18 protein-coding genes and 1 riboswitch are annotated in these 22886 nt (G+C 28.4%); of the genes, 16 read left to right on the forward strand and 2 right to left on the reverse strand.

Going from position 1 to position 22886, the window contains the following annotated elements; translation table 4 throughout:
• The first annotated feature begins 92 nt into the window (after nt 1-92).
• The 7 genes from T314_RS0101430 (at nt 93) to lysS (ending at nt 9865) form a co-directional block, all read left to right on the forward strand.
• On the forward strand, nt 93-2264 hold the full coding sequence (locus T314_RS0101430; protein ID WP_029511876.1) for a hypothetical protein: 2172 nt from the start codon (nt 93-95) through the stop codon (nt 2262-2264).
• A 2-nt stretch (nt 2265-2266) separates the two neighbouring features.
• Entirely contained in the window at nt 2267-4645 is a 2379-nt protein-coding gene (locus T314_RS04135; RefSeq protein ID WP_036237420.1) for an ATP-binding cassette domain-containing protein, read from the forward strand.
• Entirely contained in the window at nt 4638-5756 is a 1119-nt protein-coding gene (locus T314_RS0101440; protein WP_029511878.1) for a carbohydrate ABC transporter permease, read from the forward strand. The genes T314_RS04135 and T314_RS0101440 overlap by 8 nt, the downstream gene beginning before the upstream one ends.
• A gap of 9 nt (nt 5757-5765) precedes the next feature.
• Nucleotides 5766-6992 (forward strand): carbohydrate ABC transporter permease, encoded by a 1227-nt coding sequence (locus T314_RS0101445; protein ID WP_029511879.1) that lies wholly within the window; start codon nt 5766-5768, stop codon nt 6990-6992.
• A 74-nt stretch (nt 6993-7066) separates the two neighbouring features.
• Complete coding sequence (locus T314_RS0101450) at nt 7067-7384, forward strand: DUF1904 family protein (RefSeq protein ID WP_029511880.1); 318 nt, start codon at nt 7067-7069, stop codon at nt 7382-7384.
• Between the two features lie 2 nt (nt 7385-7386).
• On the forward strand, nt 7387-8364 hold the full coding sequence (dusB, locus tag T314_RS0101455; protein ID WP_029511881.1) for a tRNA dihydrouridine synthase DusB: 978 nt from the start codon (nt 7387-7389) through the stop codon (nt 8362-8364).
• Nucleotide 8365: 1 nt separating this feature from the next.
• Nucleotides 8366-9865, forward strand: a complete 1500-nt coding sequence (lysS, locus tag T314_RS0101460; RefSeq protein WP_029511882.1) for a lysine--tRNA ligase — start codon at nt 8366-8368, stop codon at nt 9863-9865.
• A 36-nt stretch (nt 9866-9901) separates the two neighbouring features.
• On the opposite strand, the gene T314_RS0101465 is transcribed toward lysS, so the two are convergent.
• Complete coding sequence (locus T314_RS0101465) at nt 9902-10621, reverse strand: glucosamine-6-phosphate deaminase (protein ID WP_029511883.1); 720 nt, start codon at nt 10619-10621, stop codon at nt 9902-9904.
• Between the two features lie 111 nt (nt 10622-10732).
• Between T314_RS0101465 and T314_RS0101470 the strand changes: the two genes are divergently transcribed.
• The 3 genes from T314_RS0101470 (at nt 10733) to T314_RS0101480 (ending at nt 15601) form a co-directional block, all read left to right on the forward strand.
• The gene (locus T314_RS0101470) at nt 10733-11458 is read left to right on the forward strand and encodes a hypothetical protein (RefSeq protein WP_029511884.1); all 726 of its coding nucleotides are present in this window, start codon (nt 10733-10735) and stop codon (nt 11456-11458) included.
• A 113-nt stretch (nt 11459-11571) separates the two neighbouring features.
• A complete protein-coding gene (locus T314_RS0101475) occupies nt 11572-14148 on the forward strand; it encodes a glucose PTS transporter subunit IIA (protein ID WP_029511885.1) in 2577 nt (858 codons plus the stop codon).
• Nucleotide 14149: 1 nt separating this feature from the next.
• The gene (locus T314_RS0101480) at nt 14150-15601 is read left to right on the forward strand and encodes a glycoside hydrolase family 1 protein (RefSeq protein WP_029511886.1); all 1452 of its coding nucleotides are present in this window, start codon (nt 14150-14152) and stop codon (nt 15599-15601) included.
• 33 nt (nt 15602-15634) lie between these two features.
• On the opposite strand, the gene T314_RS0101485 is transcribed toward T314_RS0101480, so the two are convergent.
• Nucleotides 15635-16288, reverse strand: coding sequence for an energy-coupled thiamine transporter ThiT (locus T314_RS0101485; RefSeq protein WP_029511887.1), 654 nt, complete (start codon nt 16286-16288; stop codon nt 15635-15637).
• A 29-nt stretch (nt 16289-16317) separates the two neighbouring features.
• Nucleotides 16318-16406, reverse strand: a riboswitch (TPP riboswitch).
• Nucleotides 16407-16494: 88 nt separating this feature from the next.
• Between T314_RS0101485 and metG the strand changes: the two genes are divergently transcribed.
• From metG to T314_RS03935, 6 genes are all read left to right on the forward strand, one after another.
• Entirely contained in the window at nt 16495-18024 is a 1530-nt protein-coding gene (gene metG / locus T314_RS0101490) for a methionine--tRNA ligase (RefSeq protein WP_029511888.1), read from the forward strand.
• Nucleotides 18025-18219: 195 nt separating this feature from the next.
• Nucleotides 18220-19578, forward strand: a complete 1359-nt coding sequence (locus T314_RS0101495) for an FAD-dependent oxidoreductase (protein ID WP_029511889.1) — start codon at nt 18220-18222, stop codon at nt 19576-19578.
• A gap of 1 nt (nt 19579) precedes the next feature.
• Nucleotides 19580-20584, forward strand: coding sequence for a lipoate--protein ligase (gene lplA / locus T314_RS0101500; protein ID WP_029511890.1), 1005 nt, complete (start codon nt 19580-19582; stop codon nt 20582-20584).
• Between the two features lie 13 nt (nt 20585-20597).
• Nucleotides 20598-21710, forward strand: coding sequence for a pyruvate dehydrogenase (acetyl-transferring) E1 component subunit alpha (gene pdhA / locus T314_RS0101505; RefSeq protein ID WP_029511891.1), 1113 nt, complete (start codon nt 20598-20600; stop codon nt 21708-21710).
• Nucleotides 21710-22699, forward strand: a complete 990-nt coding sequence (locus T314_RS0101510) for an alpha-ketoacid dehydrogenase subunit beta (protein ID WP_029511892.1) — start codon at nt 21710-21712, stop codon at nt 22697-22699. Before pdhA ends, T314_RS0101510 begins: the two co-directional genes overlap by 1 nt.
• Before the next feature lie 20 nt (nt 22700-22719).
• Nucleotides 22720-22886: biotin/lipoyl-containing protein (locus T314_RS03935; protein WP_156933606.1), on the forward strand; the 167-nt coding region annotated here is incomplete at its 3' end.

A 22886-nucleotide genomic window follows, 5' to 3' on the forward strand; every position in this document is an offset into this window, starting at 1 on the left:
AATGTGTTATTAAGAGTTGTAAATATTTATGTGAGAGTATGATATTTTTAAGCTGTTAAATTAAATATATAAAAAAGAAGGAAATTTATAAAATGAAGAAACTATTAATTACATTATCGTCCGCGTTAGTTGTCTCAACAGCAGGTATGAGTGTTGTTTCTTGTGGTGTAAAACCAGAGAAACAAGTTGTTTTATTGCTGCCTGGAGAATCAATTGGTGCGGGTTCAACATATATCCAAGACGGGTATAGAGAAATAGTTAATGAATTTAATCAATTACACCAAGATGATGAAAACTTTGTACCTATCAAAGTTCAATGAAAACCAAGTGGGACAATTCAATCAGCAATTTTGTCAGGTGATAATTTGCCCGATTTATATGTTTCATATCCTGATCAAGCGTCTCTTTACAAGAGTACAAAACTTAGTGATAGAACAAGAGATATGAAAGAATCAATGACAGGTGAAACACAAGGAGCAGTAACTGAGGAAAGCCAAAAGGCTTGAGATGATTTTGAAAAAGATTTAATATCAAACTCTTTTCTTCAAGAAGGGCAATATAATGGAGAACAACTTATTCTTCCATTTGGTAAATCTTTTGACGTTTCAGTAATTAATGTAAACTTATTTATAGACTACTTAAGAATATATGATAAAGCAAATGCAGATATAATACAAACAAATTTTGAACAATATAATAAAGACAAAAGAAGTGCTTTAACTAATTCAACTGGAGCGTTAACAAAAATATCTTTCTTTGACAAAGAAAAATCTAGACAAATTTTAGGCATTTCAAATTCAACAGAACAAATTAATCTTTCAGACGAATTAAACCCTACAAACTGAGTTGCTGAATTAGCAGGGAAAACAGAAACTGAGTTAGTGAAAGGTATAAGAGAAATTTTTAAAGACATTGATAAAATTTTAAAAATTGCTGAAGATTATAATAAATTAGCACAAGCCAAACAAGAATTACCGATCGATGTAACAAGTGTTTCAGGTGCTAAAGGAAATAATTCAAAAGATAAAAATTTTTCATTTGCAGTTGATAGTATTGCGAATAAACTTTTCATGGACTATGCAGCAACATCTGGAAATGAAATTGTAGATACAAATGATCAGAATAATGACTTTTTCTATTCTGTTCAATATACAGGTCAGGCAGCTAAATTAGTCTTAAATGATGAATGAATAGGTTCAGAAAATACATTAGCTTATCTTGACGGAATGAGAGATCTTGCTTTAACTAATGGTAATGATAAATTGAATACTTATACAGAACAATGAAATGGAACTTTTGCAACAAGTGTTTCAGAGCCTAAGAAAATATATACAAGTACTTATTTTGCAAATGGTACAACATTTATGGCTGCGGGCTCATCTGCGGGCTCATATAACTTTACTAAAAAGATAAAAGATAAGAATAATGCAGATTTAGCAGTTGTTACAAATGCAGACCTTTTAACAGCACCATCAGCTTCAGGTAAGGGCACAGGTAATGCATTCATGTCTCAAGGGCCTGGTATTGCAGGATTTAAATCTAACGGAAGTAATACAGCTGAAAAAGAAAAGACAGTAACAATGTTTTTACAATATATGGTTCAACCTCAAATATCTGCAAGATTTGGTTTAAGAACAAACTATATGCCAACTTCTAAGAAAGGTATGGCAGTTTATCAAAATTATGTAAATGGTAAATTTGATAACTCTAAAGCTGTACAAAATAAAGATGGATACTATGATAATGAAGCAGCTGATTGAATTAAAAACCAAGATATTATAAATGCAACAAAGGGCATTTTAGGAATTGATACAGAACCAACACCAGAACAAATTAAAACTGTATTTAAACCTTTAACTGTTACAGGAACAGGTAAGGATGGAAAACCATATGTATCAGCTGACTCTAGAGCAAGTACAAATTCAATAAATGCTGGTTTTATAGATGATTATCTTTCACAAATGATTGAAAATGATAATAGTGTTTCATTAGATGAAGAAAAAGATCTTTCAGAAAAAACACTTCTTGTTTCCTCAAAACCTAACCCATTAGGTCAAGAAATAAGATCATCAATTGATAAAGCTACTGTTGGTAGAGAAACTATAACTGATTTAAGAGCTTCTCATAAGTTTAGTGAACTTGTATCTTATAATGGTAAAAGAGGTCAATATTACAATATCGGGTATTGAATGAATAAGAATTCAGGAACAGATATGTTTAAACAAATAGACATTTCAATGAAAGTCAAAAAAGGGAGTAAATAAAAATGAGTATTAAATTAAAAAATATAACAATTGACTATGGTAATTTTTTAGCGGTTGATGATTTAAATATAAGTATTAATTCAGGTGAACTTGTTTCACTTTTAGGACCATCAGGTTGTGGAAAAACAACTGCTTTAAATGCTATTGCTGGATTAATAAATACAACAAAGGGTCAAATTCTTTTTGATGGAGTTGATGTAACACATAAATCAAGTCAAAAAAGAAATATTGGACTAGTTTTCCAAAGTTATGCTTTATATACACACATGAGTGTATTTAAAAACATTGCGTACCCTTTATATCACTCAAAAGACTTTAAATCTGAATTATCATCAGACAACGCCAAGTACAAAAGTAGACTTAAAGCTTTAAATGATTCAAAAGGTTATGAATTAATCATTAAACAACAAAATGATTTCACAAATAATTTAAAAAGCTTTTTAAAACAAATAAACAACAAAATCTCTCAATTAGAAGGATTATTCTTAAAAGAGCATAAGGACTCTATTGTTAACTATGTAGATTTATTATTTAAAGATAAAGAAAATACAACAATTATAAATAATCACTTAGTTAGTTATTTATATGATAAATTAAAAATTAAATTCAACGAGATTTCGTCAACAATGGAACAAGTTATTGCAGATAATTATAAAGCAGTTATGCTTCATGATTTAGATATGAGATTTAAAAATACAATCAAACATTATGCATCAACAAATTCAAATAATTTATCAAAAAATAAAAAACATTTAGGTGAATTAATCAAAACAAGTAAAACAACTAAAAAATCAATAATTAAAGAAGAAAAAACTTTAGGATTAGAATTAAATATTTTTAGCAATGCTTCAAATGATTTATATGAACAATATTTAATTCAAAAAAATGATATTACTGAGAATTTTATTGACAAAAACATAACAGTAATTGCTGATGAAATTAATGACTACTTTACAACTGTAATAGAAAAAATTAAAACACCAATTATTTCAGGAAATAAGATTGAATTAACATTAAAAGACATCAAAAAAAACATTGATCAATTCAAGAAAAACTATATTTCTCAAAATTTAAAATTAATAAACTCATTTATTAAAGAACAATCAAAAACTTTACCTAAAAATATTGTATTAAAAGATCAAATGAAAATAGTTTTAGGAAGCAATGTTTTAACAGAGCTTAATGCAATGGAACAATTGATGAATACAACTTTAGAAGCTAAATATTTAGATTTACTTTCAAATTCAGCTCAAACAGAATTTAGTACTTTAACTAATTATTATGATTTTGAAATTGAAGAAGTTTTAAACTTTAAAAATGACAATGATGTAATTAATAAACAAAAAGAAAATGCTGAAAAAGAAATTAAAAAAATTTTAAATGAAACAGGAATTGATATTTTTTCAGTTGAAAATGATAATTATGCTAAATATGTTAGTGAAAAAGAAATTGTAGTTGATTCATTGTTATCTCAAAATGTTACAAAAATTGAGGACATGATTGAAGATAAGTTCTTAGCACTACCTAATATGATTGAAAAAGAATTAGAAGTTAAATCAAAAATAATTGAAACAAAAGAACTTGAAGAAGAAATCAGAAAAAACATTTATTCAAGAAAAAGAAAAATTAGAGAATTAGTTTTTGAAACAGCTAAACAAGTTGAGATTGAAAATCAATTAAATAAAAAGCCAAGTGAACTTTCAGGTGGTCAACAACAACGTGTTGCTATTGCCAGAGCAATAGTTAAAAAACCAAGTATTTTATTAATGGATGAACCTTTATCAAACTTAGATGCAAAATTACGTTTAACAACAAGAGAATGAATTAAAAGATTCCAACAAAAAGTTGGTATTACAACTATTTTTGTTACTCACGATCAAGAAGAAGCAATGAGTATTTCAGATTCTATCTTTGTTATGAACAAAGGTGTATTACAACAATCCGGTACACCATTAGAAATTTATAATAAACCAGTAAACAAATTTGTTGCTAAATTTATCGGAACACCAAACGTAAACTTCATAAACGTTAAAATTAATAAATCAAAAATTATTTTACCTTCAAATGAAGTTTTAAAAATTAAGAAATTAGATATTGAAAAATCAGAGTGAACATTAGGTGTTAGACCTGAAAGATTAACATTAGACAAAAAAGGTGGAAAAGTTCACATTGGCTCAGGAGACGTTGTTCTTGTTGAACAATTAGGAAAACAAAACCACATTAAAGTTCGTTTAATAACTGGTGAAGAAGTAACAATTATTCTTGAACCACATGAATGAAATACATTAAAAAATAATTCAAGACTTGATTTATATGCGAGAAAAGAAGACTTGTACTTATTTAATGATGAAACTAATCTTGTAGAGGTCTCATATGAATAATAGAATCACTGAAAATAAATCTAAAACTCAAGAGTGATCTAAAAGTACTAAAACTCAAGAGTGAAATAAAGAAAATAAATTCGGTGCTTCTAAAGCAACTCCAGTAACTACATCAGAAGTTACACAACAAGAAAAAGAAACCCCTAAAAAAGATAAAGGTTTCATTCTTAAATACGGAGCTGTATTTAAAGGTAATAAATCAAAAAATATGGAAAAAGGTAAATTTGATTTTATCAACCAATTAATTTGAGTTTTACCCGGAATTTTCTTTGTATGTATATTCTCATACTTTTCAATCTTTATTATTTTCCAATATGGTTTAAGCGCTAATGGTGCTAATGGTGTATTTTTATTAAGTATTAAAAACATTACACATTTATTCACAGAGCCATCAAGAGAATTTCCAATTGCGCTTAGAAACACATTAATATATGTTTTAGTTTCTGTGCCAATATCTCTGATAATTGCATTATGAACAGCCAAAGCTTTAAGTAATGTGCTAAATAAAAAAGCTTTTGCCTTTTTTCAATCAGCATTTTTCTTACCTTATGTAACATCAGCATTAGCTGTCGCTATGGCTTTCTCAATTCTTTTTGCAAGTAGTTCAGATTCTTTATTAAATCAACTTTTATCAAAAATAGGTTTAAGTTCAGTTGATTGAAGAGAACCAAAAAATGCAATGATAATGTTGATTATTTATGGTGTATGAAGAATGCTACCATTTAAAATAATTATGTTTACAGCAGCGTTATTAAGAGTTGATCAAAGATTGTACCAAGCAGCATCAATTGATGGTGTACCTAAATGAAAACAATTTTGAAAAATTTCAGTACCACAAATAATGCCAGTTATTATTTATATGATAACAACAGGTATCATAGGTTCATTCAAATTTATGCCTTTCGGGTTATTCCCAACGTATGCTGACGCAGTTAAGTCAGATGCGCAAACAGCCGTATACTTTATTTTCTCAAGAGTTAATGCAGCCGGAGGAGGTATAGCCTCATACGGAACTGGTGGAGCCGCAGCAATAGTGTTGATGGCAATTATCCTTACATTAACATTAGTAAATAGAAAATTAAGTAAATTCTTAAGTAAAAAATATAGATAGGAATCAGATATGAAAGATAAAACTAATTTAAATGTGAATTCAGTAGAAGTTATTTCTTCTGATTTCCATTCTGATATTGTTGAGCTAGAAAACAAATCAAAAAGAACTATCCAAAAAGCAAAATATGAAAACGATTTAAAAAATATTGAAATTAAAAGAAATGAAAAAGAACAAAAAATAATTGTTACAAGATCTTGAATAAAAAGATTTTGAATGAATTTAACTCTTTCTTGATTTATCAAATTTTCAAACAGAAAAATAAAAGTAAATCATTTTTTCTATTTAAGACATGTTAAAAGAGTTAAAAATAAAACTTTAAAAATGTCTGGAGACGTTTGATATAAGAGAATTTGAACAAATGTTTCAGGTTATACTTTCTTATTTATAATGTTGATAGTTATGTTATTCCCTTTTTATTGAATGATCATTACATCATTTAAAGATTATTCAGAAATTGACGCAGGTGTAAAAGAAACATTGTGACCAAAACACTGAACTCTTACAGCTTATAAAGATATGTTCACATATCTTGATTCAAATAATCAAACTAATTCAATTCCATTTTACAGATTCTTTACAAACTCATTGTTTATTGCATTAATGTCAACAGGTTTCTCATTAACAGTTTCTGTAATTGCTGGATTTGCTATTTATAACTGAAGAACAAAATTTAATTATGTATTCATGATTATAATGTTCTCAATTATGATGGTTCCAGGTGAAGCATTGATTTTAGGAAGATATTGAATAGCTGTTAAAATGCAGTGAAAAAATAATTTACTTGCTCTTGTTGTTCCTTTTATTGGTAATGTATTTACAATTTATTTAATGAGTAATGCATTCTATGGTTTAAATAGAGATTTAAAAAGAGCAGCTAAAATTGATGGACTTTCAAGTTTCCAATATTTTGCAAAAATTGCATTGCCAGCAGTTAGTGCAACAATATTAACATCATTCATTATTTCATTTATTGAATCATGAAACTCAGTTTTATGACCAATTACCATAATGGATCAAGACTCAAACTGAAGAACAATTCCTATGATGCTATATGCATTAATGAATTTAACAGGTGATGTTAATCCAGAGATATTTAAAGCGCAAGACCCAATTAACGTTAAAATGGCTGCTTCAATAATGGCTATTTTACCAATGGTTATAGTATTTATAGTATTTAATAAATGAATTATTAATGGTCTTACAAAACGTGATGTTGGTGGATCTTCAAAAGGATAATCAATTATTTATCAAAGAACCTTTGAGGTTCTTTTTTTATTTTGTTAAAATAAATAAAAGAAAAGAGTGATTTTATGCCAATCTTAAAATTCAACGGTACTACTGAAGAAAAAGTAAAAGAATATTCAAAAAAAATAAATGAGATAGCTGACTTAATTGTTTCAAAACCTGAAGCAATTTTAATGATGGTTAACAATAACAATATTTTTGTAGCTGAAAACACAAATAAAAGAATTTATGTTGAAGTAGACTGACTTAAAAGATCTGAAGAATCAAGAGTTTTATTAGTTGAACACTTAACCAATTTTTTTGGCAACGAAGGGGTTAATGTATCTGTAAAATTTACTGAAATAAATAATGACTTATACGTTAATAACGAAAAAAGAGGATAAGTATGAAAATAGGAAATGTAGAAGTAAAAGGTAAATTAGTTCAAGGGCCAATGGCTGGTGTATCTAATCCACCATTTAGATTAATATCAAAAGAAAAAGGTGCTGATTTAGTTTGTGCTGAAATGGTTTCTGTAGAAGGAATGACACATAACAACAAAAAAACTTTTAGCATGTTAGCAGTTGAAAAAAAAGAGCACCCAATGAGTATGCAAATTTTTGGGAATGATGTTGAATCATTTATTGTGGCGACAAAATGAATTGATGAAAATGTTGATTGTGACATTATAGATTTAAACATTGGTTGTCCTGCACCAAAGGTAGCTGTTAGATCAGCGAGTGGATCAAGTTTATTAAAGACACCGGAATTAATATACGACATTGTAAAAGCAGTTGTTGAAAATACATCAAAACCAGTTACTGCAAAAATTAGATTAGGTTGAGATAAAGAAAGTGTTAATGCTGTTGAAGTTTCCAAGTTAATTGAAAAAGCAGGAGCCAGCGGAATTACTGTGCATGGAAGAACAAGAAGTGAGTTTTATTCAGGGCATGCTGATTGAGAAAAAATTAAAGAGGTTAAAGAAGCTGTAAATATTCCAGTTATTGGTAATGGTGATGTTATTGATGGGCCAAGCGCAAAAGCAATGTTAGAATTAACTGGTTGTGATGGAGTAATGATTTCAAGAGGATGCCAAGGTAATCCTTGAATCTTTAGAGAAATTGCTCACTTTTTAGAGACAGGTGAAGAATTAGCCAAACCAAGTTTTGAAGAATGAAAAGAAACAGTATTAAAGCATGCTAAAATGTTAATAGATTATAAGCAAGATGAAGGTAGCGCAATTAGAGAATTTAGAAAGCACTTAACTTGATACTTTGCAGTGTTACCAAAAACAGAAATTTTAAATCAATTAAAAGAAGAAGCAAATAAAATAAACACTTTTAAAGATTTAGAAGAAATTATAGAAAAGTATAAAGAGGTATAAAATGTCAGAAAGAAAATTTACTGAACAAGAATTAGTTCGTAGAGCTAAACTTGAAAAATTAATTGAAAATAATTCAAATCCTTATACAGTTAGCAAATATGTTAGAACTCATTCGTTAAAACAATTGATTGAATTATTTGGTGGATATGAAAAAGATGAGTTAGCAACTTTAGAACAAACAGAAATTAGTATTGCAGGAAGAATTAAACTTTATCGTGAGGCTGGTAATAAAGCAGCATTTTTAAATATTGAAGATCAAGATTCAGATATTCAAGTTTATGTAAGACAAGACGAAATTGGTGATGCAGCATTTGCTAACTTCAGAGAACTAGATCTTGGAGATATTGTTGGGTTTAAAGGAATTATGATGAAAACAAACCATGGTGAACTTTCATTAAGAGCAAAAGAATATACTTTATTATCAAAAGCTTTAAGACCTTTACCAGATAAACATGCTGGTATTCAAGATATCGAAGAAAAATACAGAAGAAGATATGTTGACTTAATCACAAACCCTGAATCAAAAAGAGTTTTCCAAGCAAGAACTAAAATTATTAGAACAATGCAACAAATTCTTGATGATAGAGGATACATGGAAGTTGAAACACCTATTTTGCACAGTGTAAAAGGTGGAGCAGCAGCTAAACCTTTTATTACACATTACAATGCACTAGATGTTGATGTATATTTAAGAATTGCAACAGAGCTACATTTAAAAAGATTAGTTGTTGGTGGATTTGATGGAGTTTATGAAATTGGAAGAATCTTTAGAAATGAAGGAATGAGCACAAGACACAATCCAGAATTTACTTCTTTAGAATTGTATGTTGCATATGAAGATATGTTCTTCTTAATGGACTTAACTGAAGAAGTATTCAGAAAATGTAATGCTGCAGTTAACGAATCATCAGTTATAGAATATGGTGGACATAAACTAGATTTATGAAAACCATTTAAACGCTTACATATGGTTGATGGAATTAAACAAGTGACAGGAGTAGATTTCTGAAAAGAAATGACTGTTGAAGAAGCTCTAGAGTTAGCTAAAAAACATAATGTGCATGTTGAAAAACATAATTATACAGTTGGACATATTATTAACTTATTCTATGAAGAATTTGTTGAGTCTACAATTATTGAACCAACTTTTGTTTATGGACATCCAAAAGAAATATCACCTTTATCTAAATCGAATGCTGAAGATTCAAGATTCACTGATCGTTTTGAGTTGTTTATTGTCGGAAGAGAATATGCAAATGCATTTAGTGAATTAAATGATCCAATCGATCAATATGATAGATTTAATGAACAAATAAAAGAAGCTGCGGCGGGAAATGATGAAGCAACTGAAATGGACATTGACTTTATTGAAGCGTTGGAACACGCAATGCCACCAACTGCAGGTATCGGATTTGGAATTGATCGTTTAGTTATGTTATTAACAAATTCTGAATCAATTAAGGATGTATTATTATTCCCACAGTTAAAACCAAGAGATTAATATGTTAAAAAACAAACCTTAATCGGTTTGTTTTCTTTATGCATTGGCTATACTGTTAGCTTCTTCGTCTAATATTAAGGTAAAGAAAGGGTGTAGTGTTAATATTGAAGAAGGAACTTTTTCAATAACTGGACCATTAACAATTTGATCAATAACCTCAGCTTTGCCTTTTCCATTTGCAATCATAATAATATTTCTTGCAGCCATAATATCTCTAGGCCCCATTGTTACAAACTGATCATGAAATAAGTTTAGGTCTAGTTTAGGGACGCTAATATTTCCTTCTAAGTCAATATTATTTATAAGTCTTGTTTTGTCACCAAATTTTGTAACACCAGACATGTTTCCACAAAAATGACCATCTATACCAATTCCCAAAAGAACGACATCTAAGCCACCATCTTTATATAATTGATCTATATGTTCTTTATAATTTAGAACATTTAGTCTATGAATATTTTCTTGCTTAATTTTTGCTTTGCTAAAAAGCAATTCTTCTAAATCTATACTTGTAATACCTGTTGAAAGGTCATTTCTAAAAGGCACTTCATCAAAGTTATAAAAGTGTAATTTATCTAAATATGTAAGTCCATTTAAAATGCTTATTATTTTTGCGTAAAATAGTTTTGGACTATTACCACCAGTTACAGAAACATTAATTCGCTCTTTGGGCTTATTTTTTTCAAGTATTTCCATGAAAGCTTCAATTGTTTTATCAGTCATGCTTTCATAATCTTTTGTTTTTAATATTTTCATATGTTTACCTCTTTGTATATAATTAATATAAGTTTTAATTTATTGAAATGTGTAAGAAATATTTTTTTAGTAAACTACTTTACTAATCTAAAATTTATTTCTAGGAGGATTATGGAAAATTTTTACGAAAAACTAGAGTATCTATCAAAAGGTTATGTTGATTCTGCTTATAAAAATATGTCAGTAAGTTTATTGGCATCAATTAGGAATGGGAATTTTAAAAAATCAAAAGAGTTGGCTGAAGAATGTTTTGTAAGTGAATCAACTGTTACAAAGTTTAGTAAGTACTTGGGTTTTTCTGGATATAGAGAAATGATTTTTTTTTTAAAAGAAGACCATAATTCTTTTTTTGTTAAAAAGACAACTAGAAAAAATAAGAATTTTTCTATCTTAATAGAATGAATATCATTGCATGAAGACTTTATTGCTAAATTTTGCAAAGCAATTGAATTCAAGAATGTACAAGTTAATATATTTGGCTCATATCAGTTACAGGAATCTATTAGTTTATTGAATAAACTTTTACTTTCATTTGACATTGATTCTAGAATACTTTATCAAAATGTTTTATTTGCTAACACTAAAATCTCAAAGCAATCTGTCAACATTATATTTTTTTCTGGAAGAGATAACGAAACTTTAGAAATATTCTTGCAAGAAATAAATAAAAGTAAAAAGCAAATAAAAAACTTTTTAGTTATTAGTGAAAAACAAAAGAATAAGGTTAAGTTTGAATGCGAACAAATACAATTTAGTCAGGATCATTCTTTTGTTAACAGAAACTTATCTGTTATGATGATGTGTCATGAAATAGCAAATAAATTGTCATTAAAGTAATTATTAAATAAAGGCAAGTACTTTACAAAAAGTGGGGCTTGTTTTTTTTTTTTTTTTGCTTTTTCCAAAATAGAACAATAAATTGGAAAATATTATTGAAAGGAAATAAAAATATGGAAATTAAAATATATGCTCCCGTAAATTGTGAAGTTAAATCAATGCAAAAATGCAGTGACCCAACTTTTGCAGAAAAAATGCTAGGTGACGGAATCGTTATTGAACCCAAGAATAATGTTTTCACATCTCCATTTGAAAATGCAATATGCACAATGGTTTTCGAGACAAAACATGCGTACGGTTTTGAAGTTCAAGGTTGTGAGTTCTTAATTCACTGTGGAATAGACACTGTTAATTTAAATGGAAAACCATTCAAAACTAATTTACGACAAAATATGTCTGTAAAATTAGGTGATCAAATTTTTTCAGTTGATTTAAAATCAATTAAAGAAAATAACCTTTCAACAGAAACACCTATAATTTTTACAAGTACAGATAAAAAATTAAAAATTAAAAACTTCAAAGAAGGAACTTATAAAAAAGGCGAATTGATTTGTGTTTTTGAGGTTACTTCTGAAATAAAAAAGAAAGCTAAAATCGAAAATGAAAATGAAGATATTATTAAATTTGAAAGTAAGTATGCAAAAACAGCAAAAGAGTTCATTGAACTAGTTGGTGGTAGACAAAACTTTTCTGATGTTTATAACTGTATGACAAGACTTAGATTCAAAATTAAAAATAAGGGTCTTGTTGATTCAACCAAAATAGAAAAAAACTCTATTGTAAAAGGAATTAATTGAAATGGTTCAGAATTACAAGTTATTATTGGTGGTGAGTGCTACAAAGTTAAAGATGAAATTTTAAAACTTGATAATGCTCAAGTTGAAACAACATCAGAAGGCACTAAAGAAGTTGTAACTTCAACTTTATCACAAAAAATATTTGCAGCTATTGCGGGTATTATGGCGCCCAACATTCCTATTTTAATGAGTGCAGGTATAATCGCTGCGATTTATTCAATACTAAATACTATTGGTGTAACAGTAGATCTGGGTAGTGGAGATAAAACAATTGAAGCAGATATGCTCTCATTAATATTCTATGTATTATCTAAATCAGGGATTTTACTAATTGGTGTGTTCTTTTGTTATAACACAACAAAATATTTTGGTGGTGACCCATTATATGGTTTGTTAATAGGGATAATATTAGCATCTAGATTCTTTATGGGAACAGGTGCTGAATCAAATGCTATAACTAATCCATCAGAATATGAGGTTGGTAAATTTATAATGGATCCGCAATTTGGGTCTAGAGGATGATATTTATTCTCAATTTCAAATTACCCAATTGTTATTAAATCTTATGAAGGCAGTGTTTTACCTTATCTAGCAGCAGGTATTATGGCTGTTTATATTGATATTTGAGTAAAAAAATGAATGCCAGCAGCAATTGATATTGTGTTTAGAGCAGCAATAGTTGTTGTTCTAACGGTAGTTCCAGTTTTATTTGTAATTGGACCGGCATTATCATTAGTTGAATTTGGTATGACATATGTTGTAAAAGGGCTGGGATATATTCCACTTGGAATAGGCGTAGGTTTATTTGCGATGATATGACAACCACTTGTTTTAACAGGGGTTCACGTGGGAGTTGCAATGACATTGCTAATTCCATTAATGACTCAACAAGAACCAAGTATATTTTTGCCAGCATTGCAAATTGCAGTATTTGCTCAAGTAGGGGCCTGTTTAGGAGTTGCATTGTTAACTAAAAACCCGATTGAAAGAAGAGTAGCATTAGGAGCTATACCAGGAGGGGTATTTGGAATTACAGAACCAATTATTTACTCTACTAACTTGCCTAAAGTTAAACCTTTCTTAGTGGGTTGTGTTGCTGCCTTTGTGGGAGGAACAATTTCAGGTATTATTGGTATTGCTCAAGTTAACCCAGGTGCAGCTGCAGGATTCTTATATATTCTTGGTGTTGATGGTTTAACAAACCAACTATTACTTGCATTGATCTTTGTTATAACAGTTGCAGTTGCTTTAGGACTTATGTTCTTAACATATTCACAAAAAGTAAATGAAACAAAATACTCACAAAAATTAAATAAAAAAATTGACTCAATTTTAAAAAATACAAAATTATCAGAAAAAGCTAAAAAAGAAATAAATGAAAAACTTCTAGCAATTACAGAAATGTTTAAAGAAAATAAAGAAGCATATTCAAAATATGAAAAATACATTCAAAATATTTCAAAATTTGAAACTTCATTAATTTCATTAGAAGAAAAAGAAGAAAAACAAAAAACTAAATTATTTAACAAAGTTAATAAATTGAAAAAAGCTAAAAAACAAAATGAAGAACTAATTAAAAAAGCAATTGCAGAATTTAATTCTTATAGTCTAGAACAAGAAAAAACAAAAATAACTGACGAAAGAGAAAATTATGTTAAAGAAAATGCTGAATTAGTTTTAATTTATGAAAAAGCTAAAAAACAAAATGAATTAAGTATTCAGAAATATATTGATTATATTCAAAATCAAGAAACTGTTTCTGAATTGGCTAACTATTCAAAACTTTATTCAAATGCCTTAAACAGTGTTGAAATTGGATATGGTTTACAAGATAAAGTTATTTATAAAATGCCAAAAGAATTTAGAACAAAATTAAAAAATAAAGAGGTGTAATATGAAATTTGAAAAAAAAGATTTTTTATGAGGAGGTGCAACTTCAGCTTCTCAAGTTGAAGGAGCATTTGATGTGGAAGGAAAATCATTAACAATTGCAGAAATGAGACCTTTCAATCCAAACCTAGATAGAAAAAGCGTAGATGAATTAAATAAATATACAAGATTTGATTATGAAAAATCAATTGATAATAAAGATAACTTACATTACCCAAAAAGAATAGGTATTGACTTTTATCACAGATATAAAGAAGACATAGCTTTATTCAAAGAAGCGGGAATGAACATTTATAGAATGTCAATTGCTTGATCAAGAATTTTCCCTAATGGTGATGAGGCACAACCAAATACAGCTGGTATTAAATTTTATAAAGATGTATTTGAAGAATGCAAAAAAAATGGAATGGAAGTAATGTTAACTATTCAACATTATGATGTACCATATCCAATAACAAAAAAATATGGTGGTTGATCAAACAAAAAAGTTATTGATTTATACATTAAATTTGCAACAGTTATTATGAAAGAATACAAAGACTTAGTTAAATATTGATTACCATTCAATGAAATCAACGTAGCTACATTAGCTCCAACAACAGGTTTAGGTATTTTTAGAGAAGACTTTGATACTAATGAAGATTATAAAAATGCTTCATGACAAGGTTTACATAATCAATTTTATGCCCAAGCAAAAGTTATTGAGCTAGCAAAATCTATTTCAAGCAATATTAAAATTGGGTGTATGGTTGCTAACATGACAACATACTCATCAGATTGTAACCCTGTAAATATTTGAGAAAATTTAGCTACTCAACAAATGCAAAGATATTTCTACTATGATGTAATGGTAAAAGGAGATTATCCATCATATTCAAAAAGATATTTCAAAGAAAATAATATTAAATTTGAAACAACCCCTGAAGAAATGGAAGTAATTAAAAATAATAATATTCAATATATTACATTTAGTTACTATATGACATCAACAATTTCAAAAGAATTAAAAGATGCAGCAGGTGGTAATTTAATGATGGGTGGAAAAAACCCATTCTTAAAAGCAACTGAATGGGGATGACAAATTGATCCTATTGGTTTAAGAATAACTTTAAATGAACTATGAGATAGATATCAATTGCCTTTATTCATTTCAGAAAATGGAATTGGCGTAATTGAAACTTTAAATGAAAATAACACAGTTTATGATGATTATAGAATAGAATATCTATCAAAACATTTTGAACAAATAAACGAAGCAATTAAAGATGGGGTTGATGTATTTGGTTATACAATGTGAACTCCAATTGATGTTGTTAGTTTATCAACAAATGAAATGTCAAAAAGATATGGTTTAATATTTGTTGATTATGATGATTATCATAAAGGAACTGGAAATAGATTTAAAAAGAAATCATTTGAGTGATTCAAAAACTTCATAAAAACAAAAAAATTATAAAAATAAAAAACTTTCTTAGGAAAGTTTTTTGTCTTAGTATATTTTATTTTCCAGCGGTGTTAATGTATAACAAATAATTGGTATTGTTATCAAATATAATAGTAAATCAAATACTGAGTTAACTGCATTAACACTCATTGAATATATTCAAACCCCTTGACCTTCAGGGGCATATTGTCCATAAAATAAAACGCCCGCAAAAGTTTTTGATCAGAAGCCTAAAAATGAATAAATTATTATAACTAATATAAAAATCCATCTATTTAAAATTCATAAACTAATTCTTTTAAAGTTGAATTTAACTCTGTCTCAAAATTTTAAATTTGCATTTGCTTTTTCTAAGTATTGTTTGTACTCTCTTGGAATAAAAACACTGCATAAAGCAACTAAAAGAAGCGGAATAAAATAATCAAATAAATATGCCAAAGGAATTGCTGAATCATAGTTTGCAGGCATGAAAAATGCTATTATACCCGCCAAGAAAACAACAATTAGTGTTCGTAATCAATCTGTATAACAAGCTAAAACAAATAATGGTATAAATTGTAAATTTAATGTTATAAAAAATGGCGGTATACTATATCCCGCTATTAAATTTAATACTAAATACAAAGATAACATCAAACCCATAACAGCAATATCTTTTGTTGTTATCTTTTTAATGCTCAAATAAAAATATCTTTTCATGTAAAAGAACCTCCTACATAAAAAGACAGAAAAAATATTTTAGGACTTCCTACGCTAGTATTAACTAGATCAGGTTCTAAGAGTATTTCTCAAGCTTTCGCTACCTCTGCCTTCTTACTCTTTAATAGTAGCATTTTATTTTAAAAAAATAATTTGTTTTTTGGTAAAATTATAAATAACAATAATTATAGAAAGAGGTATCATATATGCCTAAGAAATTTTACGTAACAACACCAATCTATTACCCAAGTGGTAACTTACATATAGGACATGCATACACAACAACTTTAGCTGATATTCTTAAAAGATATAAAGACATGCAAGGTTATGAAACATTCTTCTTAACTGGTAGTGATGAACACGGTCAAAAAATAGAAGAAAAAGCAAGAGAAGCTGGCTTAACACCAATTGATTATCTTGAAGATAAAGTTGAAGGTTTTAAAACACTTTGAAAAGCTTTAAAAATTGATTACACAAAATTTATAAGAACTACAGATTCATATCATGAAGAAACTGTTAAAAAAATATTTACTTTATTATTAGAAAAAGGTTTTATTTACAAAGGCAATTATGAAGGATTATATTGTATTAGTTGTGAAGAGTTTTTAAATGCTGATCAAATAGATGAAAACAATATGTGTAAAATATCTAATACAAAATTAGAATTACTTAAAGAAGAAACTTACTTTTTAAAAACTTCTTTATTTCAAGAGTTTATGGAAAATGAAGTTTTAGCAAGCGAATTTTTAATTCCAGCATATAGAAGAAATGAAATGTTAAATTCTTTTGTTAAACCAGAGCTTAAAGACTTATCAGTAACAAGAACTTCTTTTTCATGAGGTATACCTATTAATGAAAATCCAAAGCATGTTGTTTATGTTTGATTGGATGCTTTAACAAACTATATAACAGCTCTTGGCTATTTACAAAATGATGATTCAAATTTTCAAAAATTTTGAGCTGATGAAAATACAGAAATTTTACAATTAGCAGGTAAAGAAATTATTCGTTTCCACTCAATATATTGACCTATAATTTTAAAATCACTAGGTTTACGCCAACCAACACATTTATTGGGTCATGGTTGAATTTTAAGTAAAGACACAAAGATGAGTAAGTCTCTAGGAAACGTTATTGATCCAATAGACATGATTAACAAATATGGAGCAGATGCTTTAAGATTTTATATTGGTTATGAGTTACCAACTGAAAAAGATGGTAATTTTACTGATGATTTATTTATTGAATCTTTTAATGCACACTTAGCTAATAATGTTGGTAACTTAATATCAAGAACAAATCAAATGATAACTAAATATTTTGATGGTTTTATTGAAAATGACAATATTGTGTATGATGATAACTTAACAGCAAAATGTATTGAAACAATTGATTTATATATACAAAATATGGATCAATATAAAATCAGTGATGCAATAAGAAATATATTAGACTTAGGTAATGCATGTAATAAATACATTGAAGAAACAATGCCTTGAAATTTAGCTAAAGAAAAAAAACTAGATGAACTAAAAAATGTAATGGCAACATTGCAACGTAATATATCTATTATGATTTTCTTGTTAAAACCAATACTTGTAGAAAACTATGCAGATATGATTGAGCAAATTGGTTTAAACGGTGTTGAATTAACGTTTGATAAAATAAACAATTGAGATAAAATAATATTTAAAAAATTAGGAGATAAAAAAATTATCTTTAAAAGAGTTAATTAATGGCTTTTTAGGCCATTTTTTTAATATTAAACAAACAAAAAAGTTTGCTATTAAGACCATAGAGAGTATAATAAAAATAGGAATATTTTTTATTTTTTTATGTTATTTTTGAAAAATTTTCCAAAATTGTATAAATTTACAAAATTTATTGGATATTTATTCCAATAAATAAAAATTATTAAAAGGAGTTAAAATATGAAAGTTATTGTTTTAGGTACTAACCATGCAGGAACAACTGCAGTTAGAACATTAAAAAGACTTAACCCAGAAATCGAAGTTACTACTTATGATAGAAATGATGTTATTTCATTTTTAGGATGTGGAATCGCTTTATGAGTTAAAGGTGAAATTAAAGATCCAAATGGATTATTTTACGCAACACCAGAAATTTTAAAATCAGAAGGAATCAATGTAAAAATGAAACATGAATGAGTTTCTATTGATGTTGATAAAAAAACTGTTTTAATTAAAAACTTAGAAACAGGTGAATCATTCGAAGACAATTACGATAAAGTTATTGTTGCAACAGGTACATGACCTTTATTGCCACCAATCCCAGGATTAGATTTAAAAGGTGTACAAATTTGTAAAAACTATGACCATGCTAAAAAAATTCAACAAGCAAACTTAGATGATTCAATCAAAAAAGTTACTGTTGTAGGAGCTGGATATATTGGAGTTGAATTAGTTGATGCATTCGTTGCTCATGGTAAAGAAGTTACATTAGTTGACTTTGCTGATAGAATCATGCCAGTATACTACGATGCAGAATTTACAAAACACGTTGAAGAAAGAATGGAAAAAGCTGGAGTTAAATTAGCTTTAAGCCAAGGTGTCAAAGAATTTAAAGGTGCTAACGGAAAAGTTACACATGTTGTTACTGACAAAGAAGAAATTCCAGCAGATTACGTAATCTTCTCAGTTGGTGTAGTTGCTCAAACTAAACAATTAGAAGGTGTTGTTGATTTAAATGACAGAAAAGCTATTTTAACAAATGAATACTGTCAATCATCAAACCCAGATATTTATGCAATTGGAGATTGTTCAACAGTTTTCAATAAAGCATTAAACATGGAAATGCCAATTCAATTAGCAACTACAGCAGTTAGAACAGGTATTCTTGCAGCAGCAAATATTGTTAATGGAAACAAATTAGCATCACCAGGTTTCACAGGAGCAAATGGTATTGAAGTATTTGGATTTAAAATGGCTTCAGCTGGTGTAAGTGAAACAAGTGCTAAAAAAATGGGATTAGATTATGAAGCAATTTTATTATCTGATTCAGACCGTCCAGAATTTATGTCAACTTATAAAGAAGCATGAATTAAATTAGTATGAGACAAAAAAACTAGAAAAATTATTGGAGCTCAAGTAGCTAGTGAAAATAACCATACAGAAATTATGTATATGCTTTCATTAGGAATTCAAAAAGAATTAACTATTGATGAATTACCATTAGTTGATATATTCTTCTTACCTCATTTCAATAAACCATACAACTTTGTTACATTAGCAGGTTTAGAAGTTTTAGGATTAAATTACTTTAAAAAATAAGATGATTAATCTATTTATTTCAAAATCAAACGATCCAGCATACAACTTAGCTGTTGAAGAGTATTTGACATATCATTACCAAACTAATGACCCTATTTTGTATATTTGACAAAATAGCAATACAATTGTTGTTGGTAGAAATCAAAATACTTATGCTGAAATTAACATTACTGAAGCGATGAAAGATGAAGTAAAAATTATAAGAAGAAACACTGGTGGAGGTACTGTTTTCCATGATATGGGAAATGTATGTTATTCACTAATTGTTAACAATGATAAAAATTCACAATCTAACTTTGAAATAGCATTACAACCAATTATTCAGTACCTAAGATCTGAAGGTTTAAATGCTAATTTCTCAGGAAGAAATGATATTGAAATTGACGGTTATAAAATATCAGGAAATGCGCAATTAAAAACAAATAATAAAATTCTACAACACGGAACATTATTGTTCGATGTTGAATTACCAAGAATTTTAAAATATTTAAATGTAGATCCTGAAAAAATTAAACACCAGAAAGTTAAATCTAAACCAGCTAGAGTTGCAAATATAAAAGCACTTTTAGAAGGTATAAATAAAAATATTGAACTTTCTGACTTTATAAACAATATAATAAATAGCTATACAAAAAATGAAGAAACTAAATGAATCGAATTTAGTGAAACTGATGAATTAGCTATTAATAAATGTTTTGAAGAAAAGTATCAATCTCGTGATTGAACCTTTGCTAAAAATGAAAATTTTGAAATCAGTAACAAGAAATACTTAGAATCAAAAGGTTTAACAGAAATTAAAATAAATGTTGATAAAGGAAAAATCCAAAATATTAAAATTTATGGAGACTTCTTAGGATACATAGGAACTGAAGCATTAGAATTTTCATTATTAAATGTTAATTATGATTATCACTCAGTTAAAAACATTCTAGATAAGTTTGCATTAAAAGAAATATTTGGTGATAACTTTGAAGCAGAAGATATTTTGAATTTAATATTCAATTAAGAAAGGTATAAATATGAAATATATAGGAAAATTTGATCCTCAAAAAGATGAAATCGTTCGTGTAATGGATAAAGATGGTAAAATCATCAATCCTAAATTAGCTCCATCAATTACTGATGAAGAATTAATAAAAGCATACTCAATTATGAATCTTTCAAGAAGACAAGATGATTACCAAAACAAAATGCAAAGACAAGGAAGATTATTATCTTTCTTAAGTTCAACAGGACAAGAAGCTTGTGAAGTTGCATATACAATGGTTATTGATCCAAAAAATGATTTCTTCGTTTCTGGATATAGAAATAACGCAGCTTGATTAGCAATGGGTCAAACAGTTAGAAACATTATGTTATATTGAGCAGGAAATGAAGCTGGAGCAAAAGCACCAGAAGGTGTTAATTCATTACCACCAAACATTATTATTGGTTCACAATACTCTCAAGCAACTGGAATTGCTTTTGCTGAAAAATACCAAGGTAAAAAAGGTGTAGCAGTTACAACAACTGGAGATGGTGGAATGAGTGAAGGTGAAACTTATGAAGCAATGAACTTCGCTAAGTTACATGAATTACCAGTTGTATTTGTTTGTGAAAATAACAAATGAGCTATTTCAACCCCAACTGTTCAACAAACAAAATCTTTAAATATTGCAGTTAAAGCAATAGCAACAGGAACTCCATCAATTAAAGTTGACGGAAATGACTTCTTAGCAAGTTATGCTGTAGCAAAAGAAGCTGTTGAATTTGCAAGAAGCGGAAACGGTCCTGTATTAATTGAATTTGATACATATAGACTTGGAGCCCACTCATCATCAGATGCACCAGACGTTTACCGTCCAAAAGGTGAATTTGAAGATAGAGTTCCTTATGAACCATTAGTAAGATTAAAAGCTTATATGATTGAAAAAGGAATTTGAAGTGAAGAAAAACAAACTGCTTTAAACGAAGAGCAAGATAAACATATTGCAGCTGAATTTGCTTGAGTAGAACAAAATAAAAACTACCCAATTGAAGATATATTCAACTATCAATATGCTGAATTAACAAATGATTTAAAAGATCAACTAGCAGAAGCTAAAGAGTTTTTTGCTAAATACCCAGAAACTAAAGACGGAGGACACCACTAATGGCAGTTATTAATAATATTAAAGCAGTTACTGAAGCACTTGATGTTGCAATGGACCGCGATAAAAACGTTATTGTTTTCGGTGAGGACGTTGGTTTAGAAGGTGGAGTTTTTAGAGCTACTCAAGGATTACAACAAAAATATGGAATTGAAAGAAGTTTTAATGCCCCTATTTCAGAAGCAATGTTTGCTGGTGTTGGATTAGGAATGGCAATGAATGGTATGAAACCTGTTGTTGAATTACAATTCCAAGGTTTAGGATTACCAGCATTACAAAACGTTATTGCTAATATTTCACGTATGAGAAACAGAAGCCGTGGTAAATGAACAGCTCCTATGGTTATTAGAATGCCAATGGGTGGAGGAATTAGAGCTTTAGAACATCACTCAGAAGCTTTAGAAGCTATCTTTGCACATATTCCAGGTATTAAAACAGTTATGCCTTCTACACCTTATGATACAAAAGGTTTATTATTAGCAGCAATTGAATCACGAGATCCAGTTATTGTTCTAGAACCAACTAAGTTATACCGTGCATTTAAACAAGAAGTACCAGAAGGATACTATACAGTTCCAATTGGTGAAGGTTACAAAATTCAAGAAGGAAATGATTTAACAATTGTTACTTATGGAGCACAAACAGTAGATTGTATGAAAGCTGTTGAAATGATTAAATCAACTCACCCAACAGCATCAATTGAATTAATTGATTTACGTTCAATTCAACCATGAGATAAAAAAATGGTAATTGAATCAGTTAAAAAAACAGGAAGATTATTAGTTGTTAGTGAAGCGGTTAGATCATTTGGTGTACCTGCAGAAATTATTGCAACAGTTAATGAAAATTGTTTTGACTCATTAAAAGCACCTTTAGCAAGATGTACTGGATATGATGTTGTTATTCCTTATGACAGAGGGGAAGGATTCCACCAAGTGAACCCACAGAAAGTTGTAGAAGCAATTAAAAAAGTGCTTGACTACAAATTTTAGTAGAGAGGAATTAGAATAATATGTTTAAAGTAAAATTTGCCGACATTGGAGAAGGACTTACTGAAGGAAAAGTAGCAGAAGTTCTTGTTAAATTAGGACAAGAAATAAAAGAAGGAGATGCTTTATTTTTTGTTGAGACAGATAAAGTTAACTCTGAAATTCCAGCACCAGTTGGTGGAAAGATTGC

This window comes from Mesoplasma grammopterae ATCC 49580 (assembly GCF_000701525.1).
Classification (GTDB): Bacteria; Bacillota_I; Bacilli_A; order Mycoplasmatales; family Mycoplasmataceae; genus Mesoplasma; species Mesoplasma grammopterae.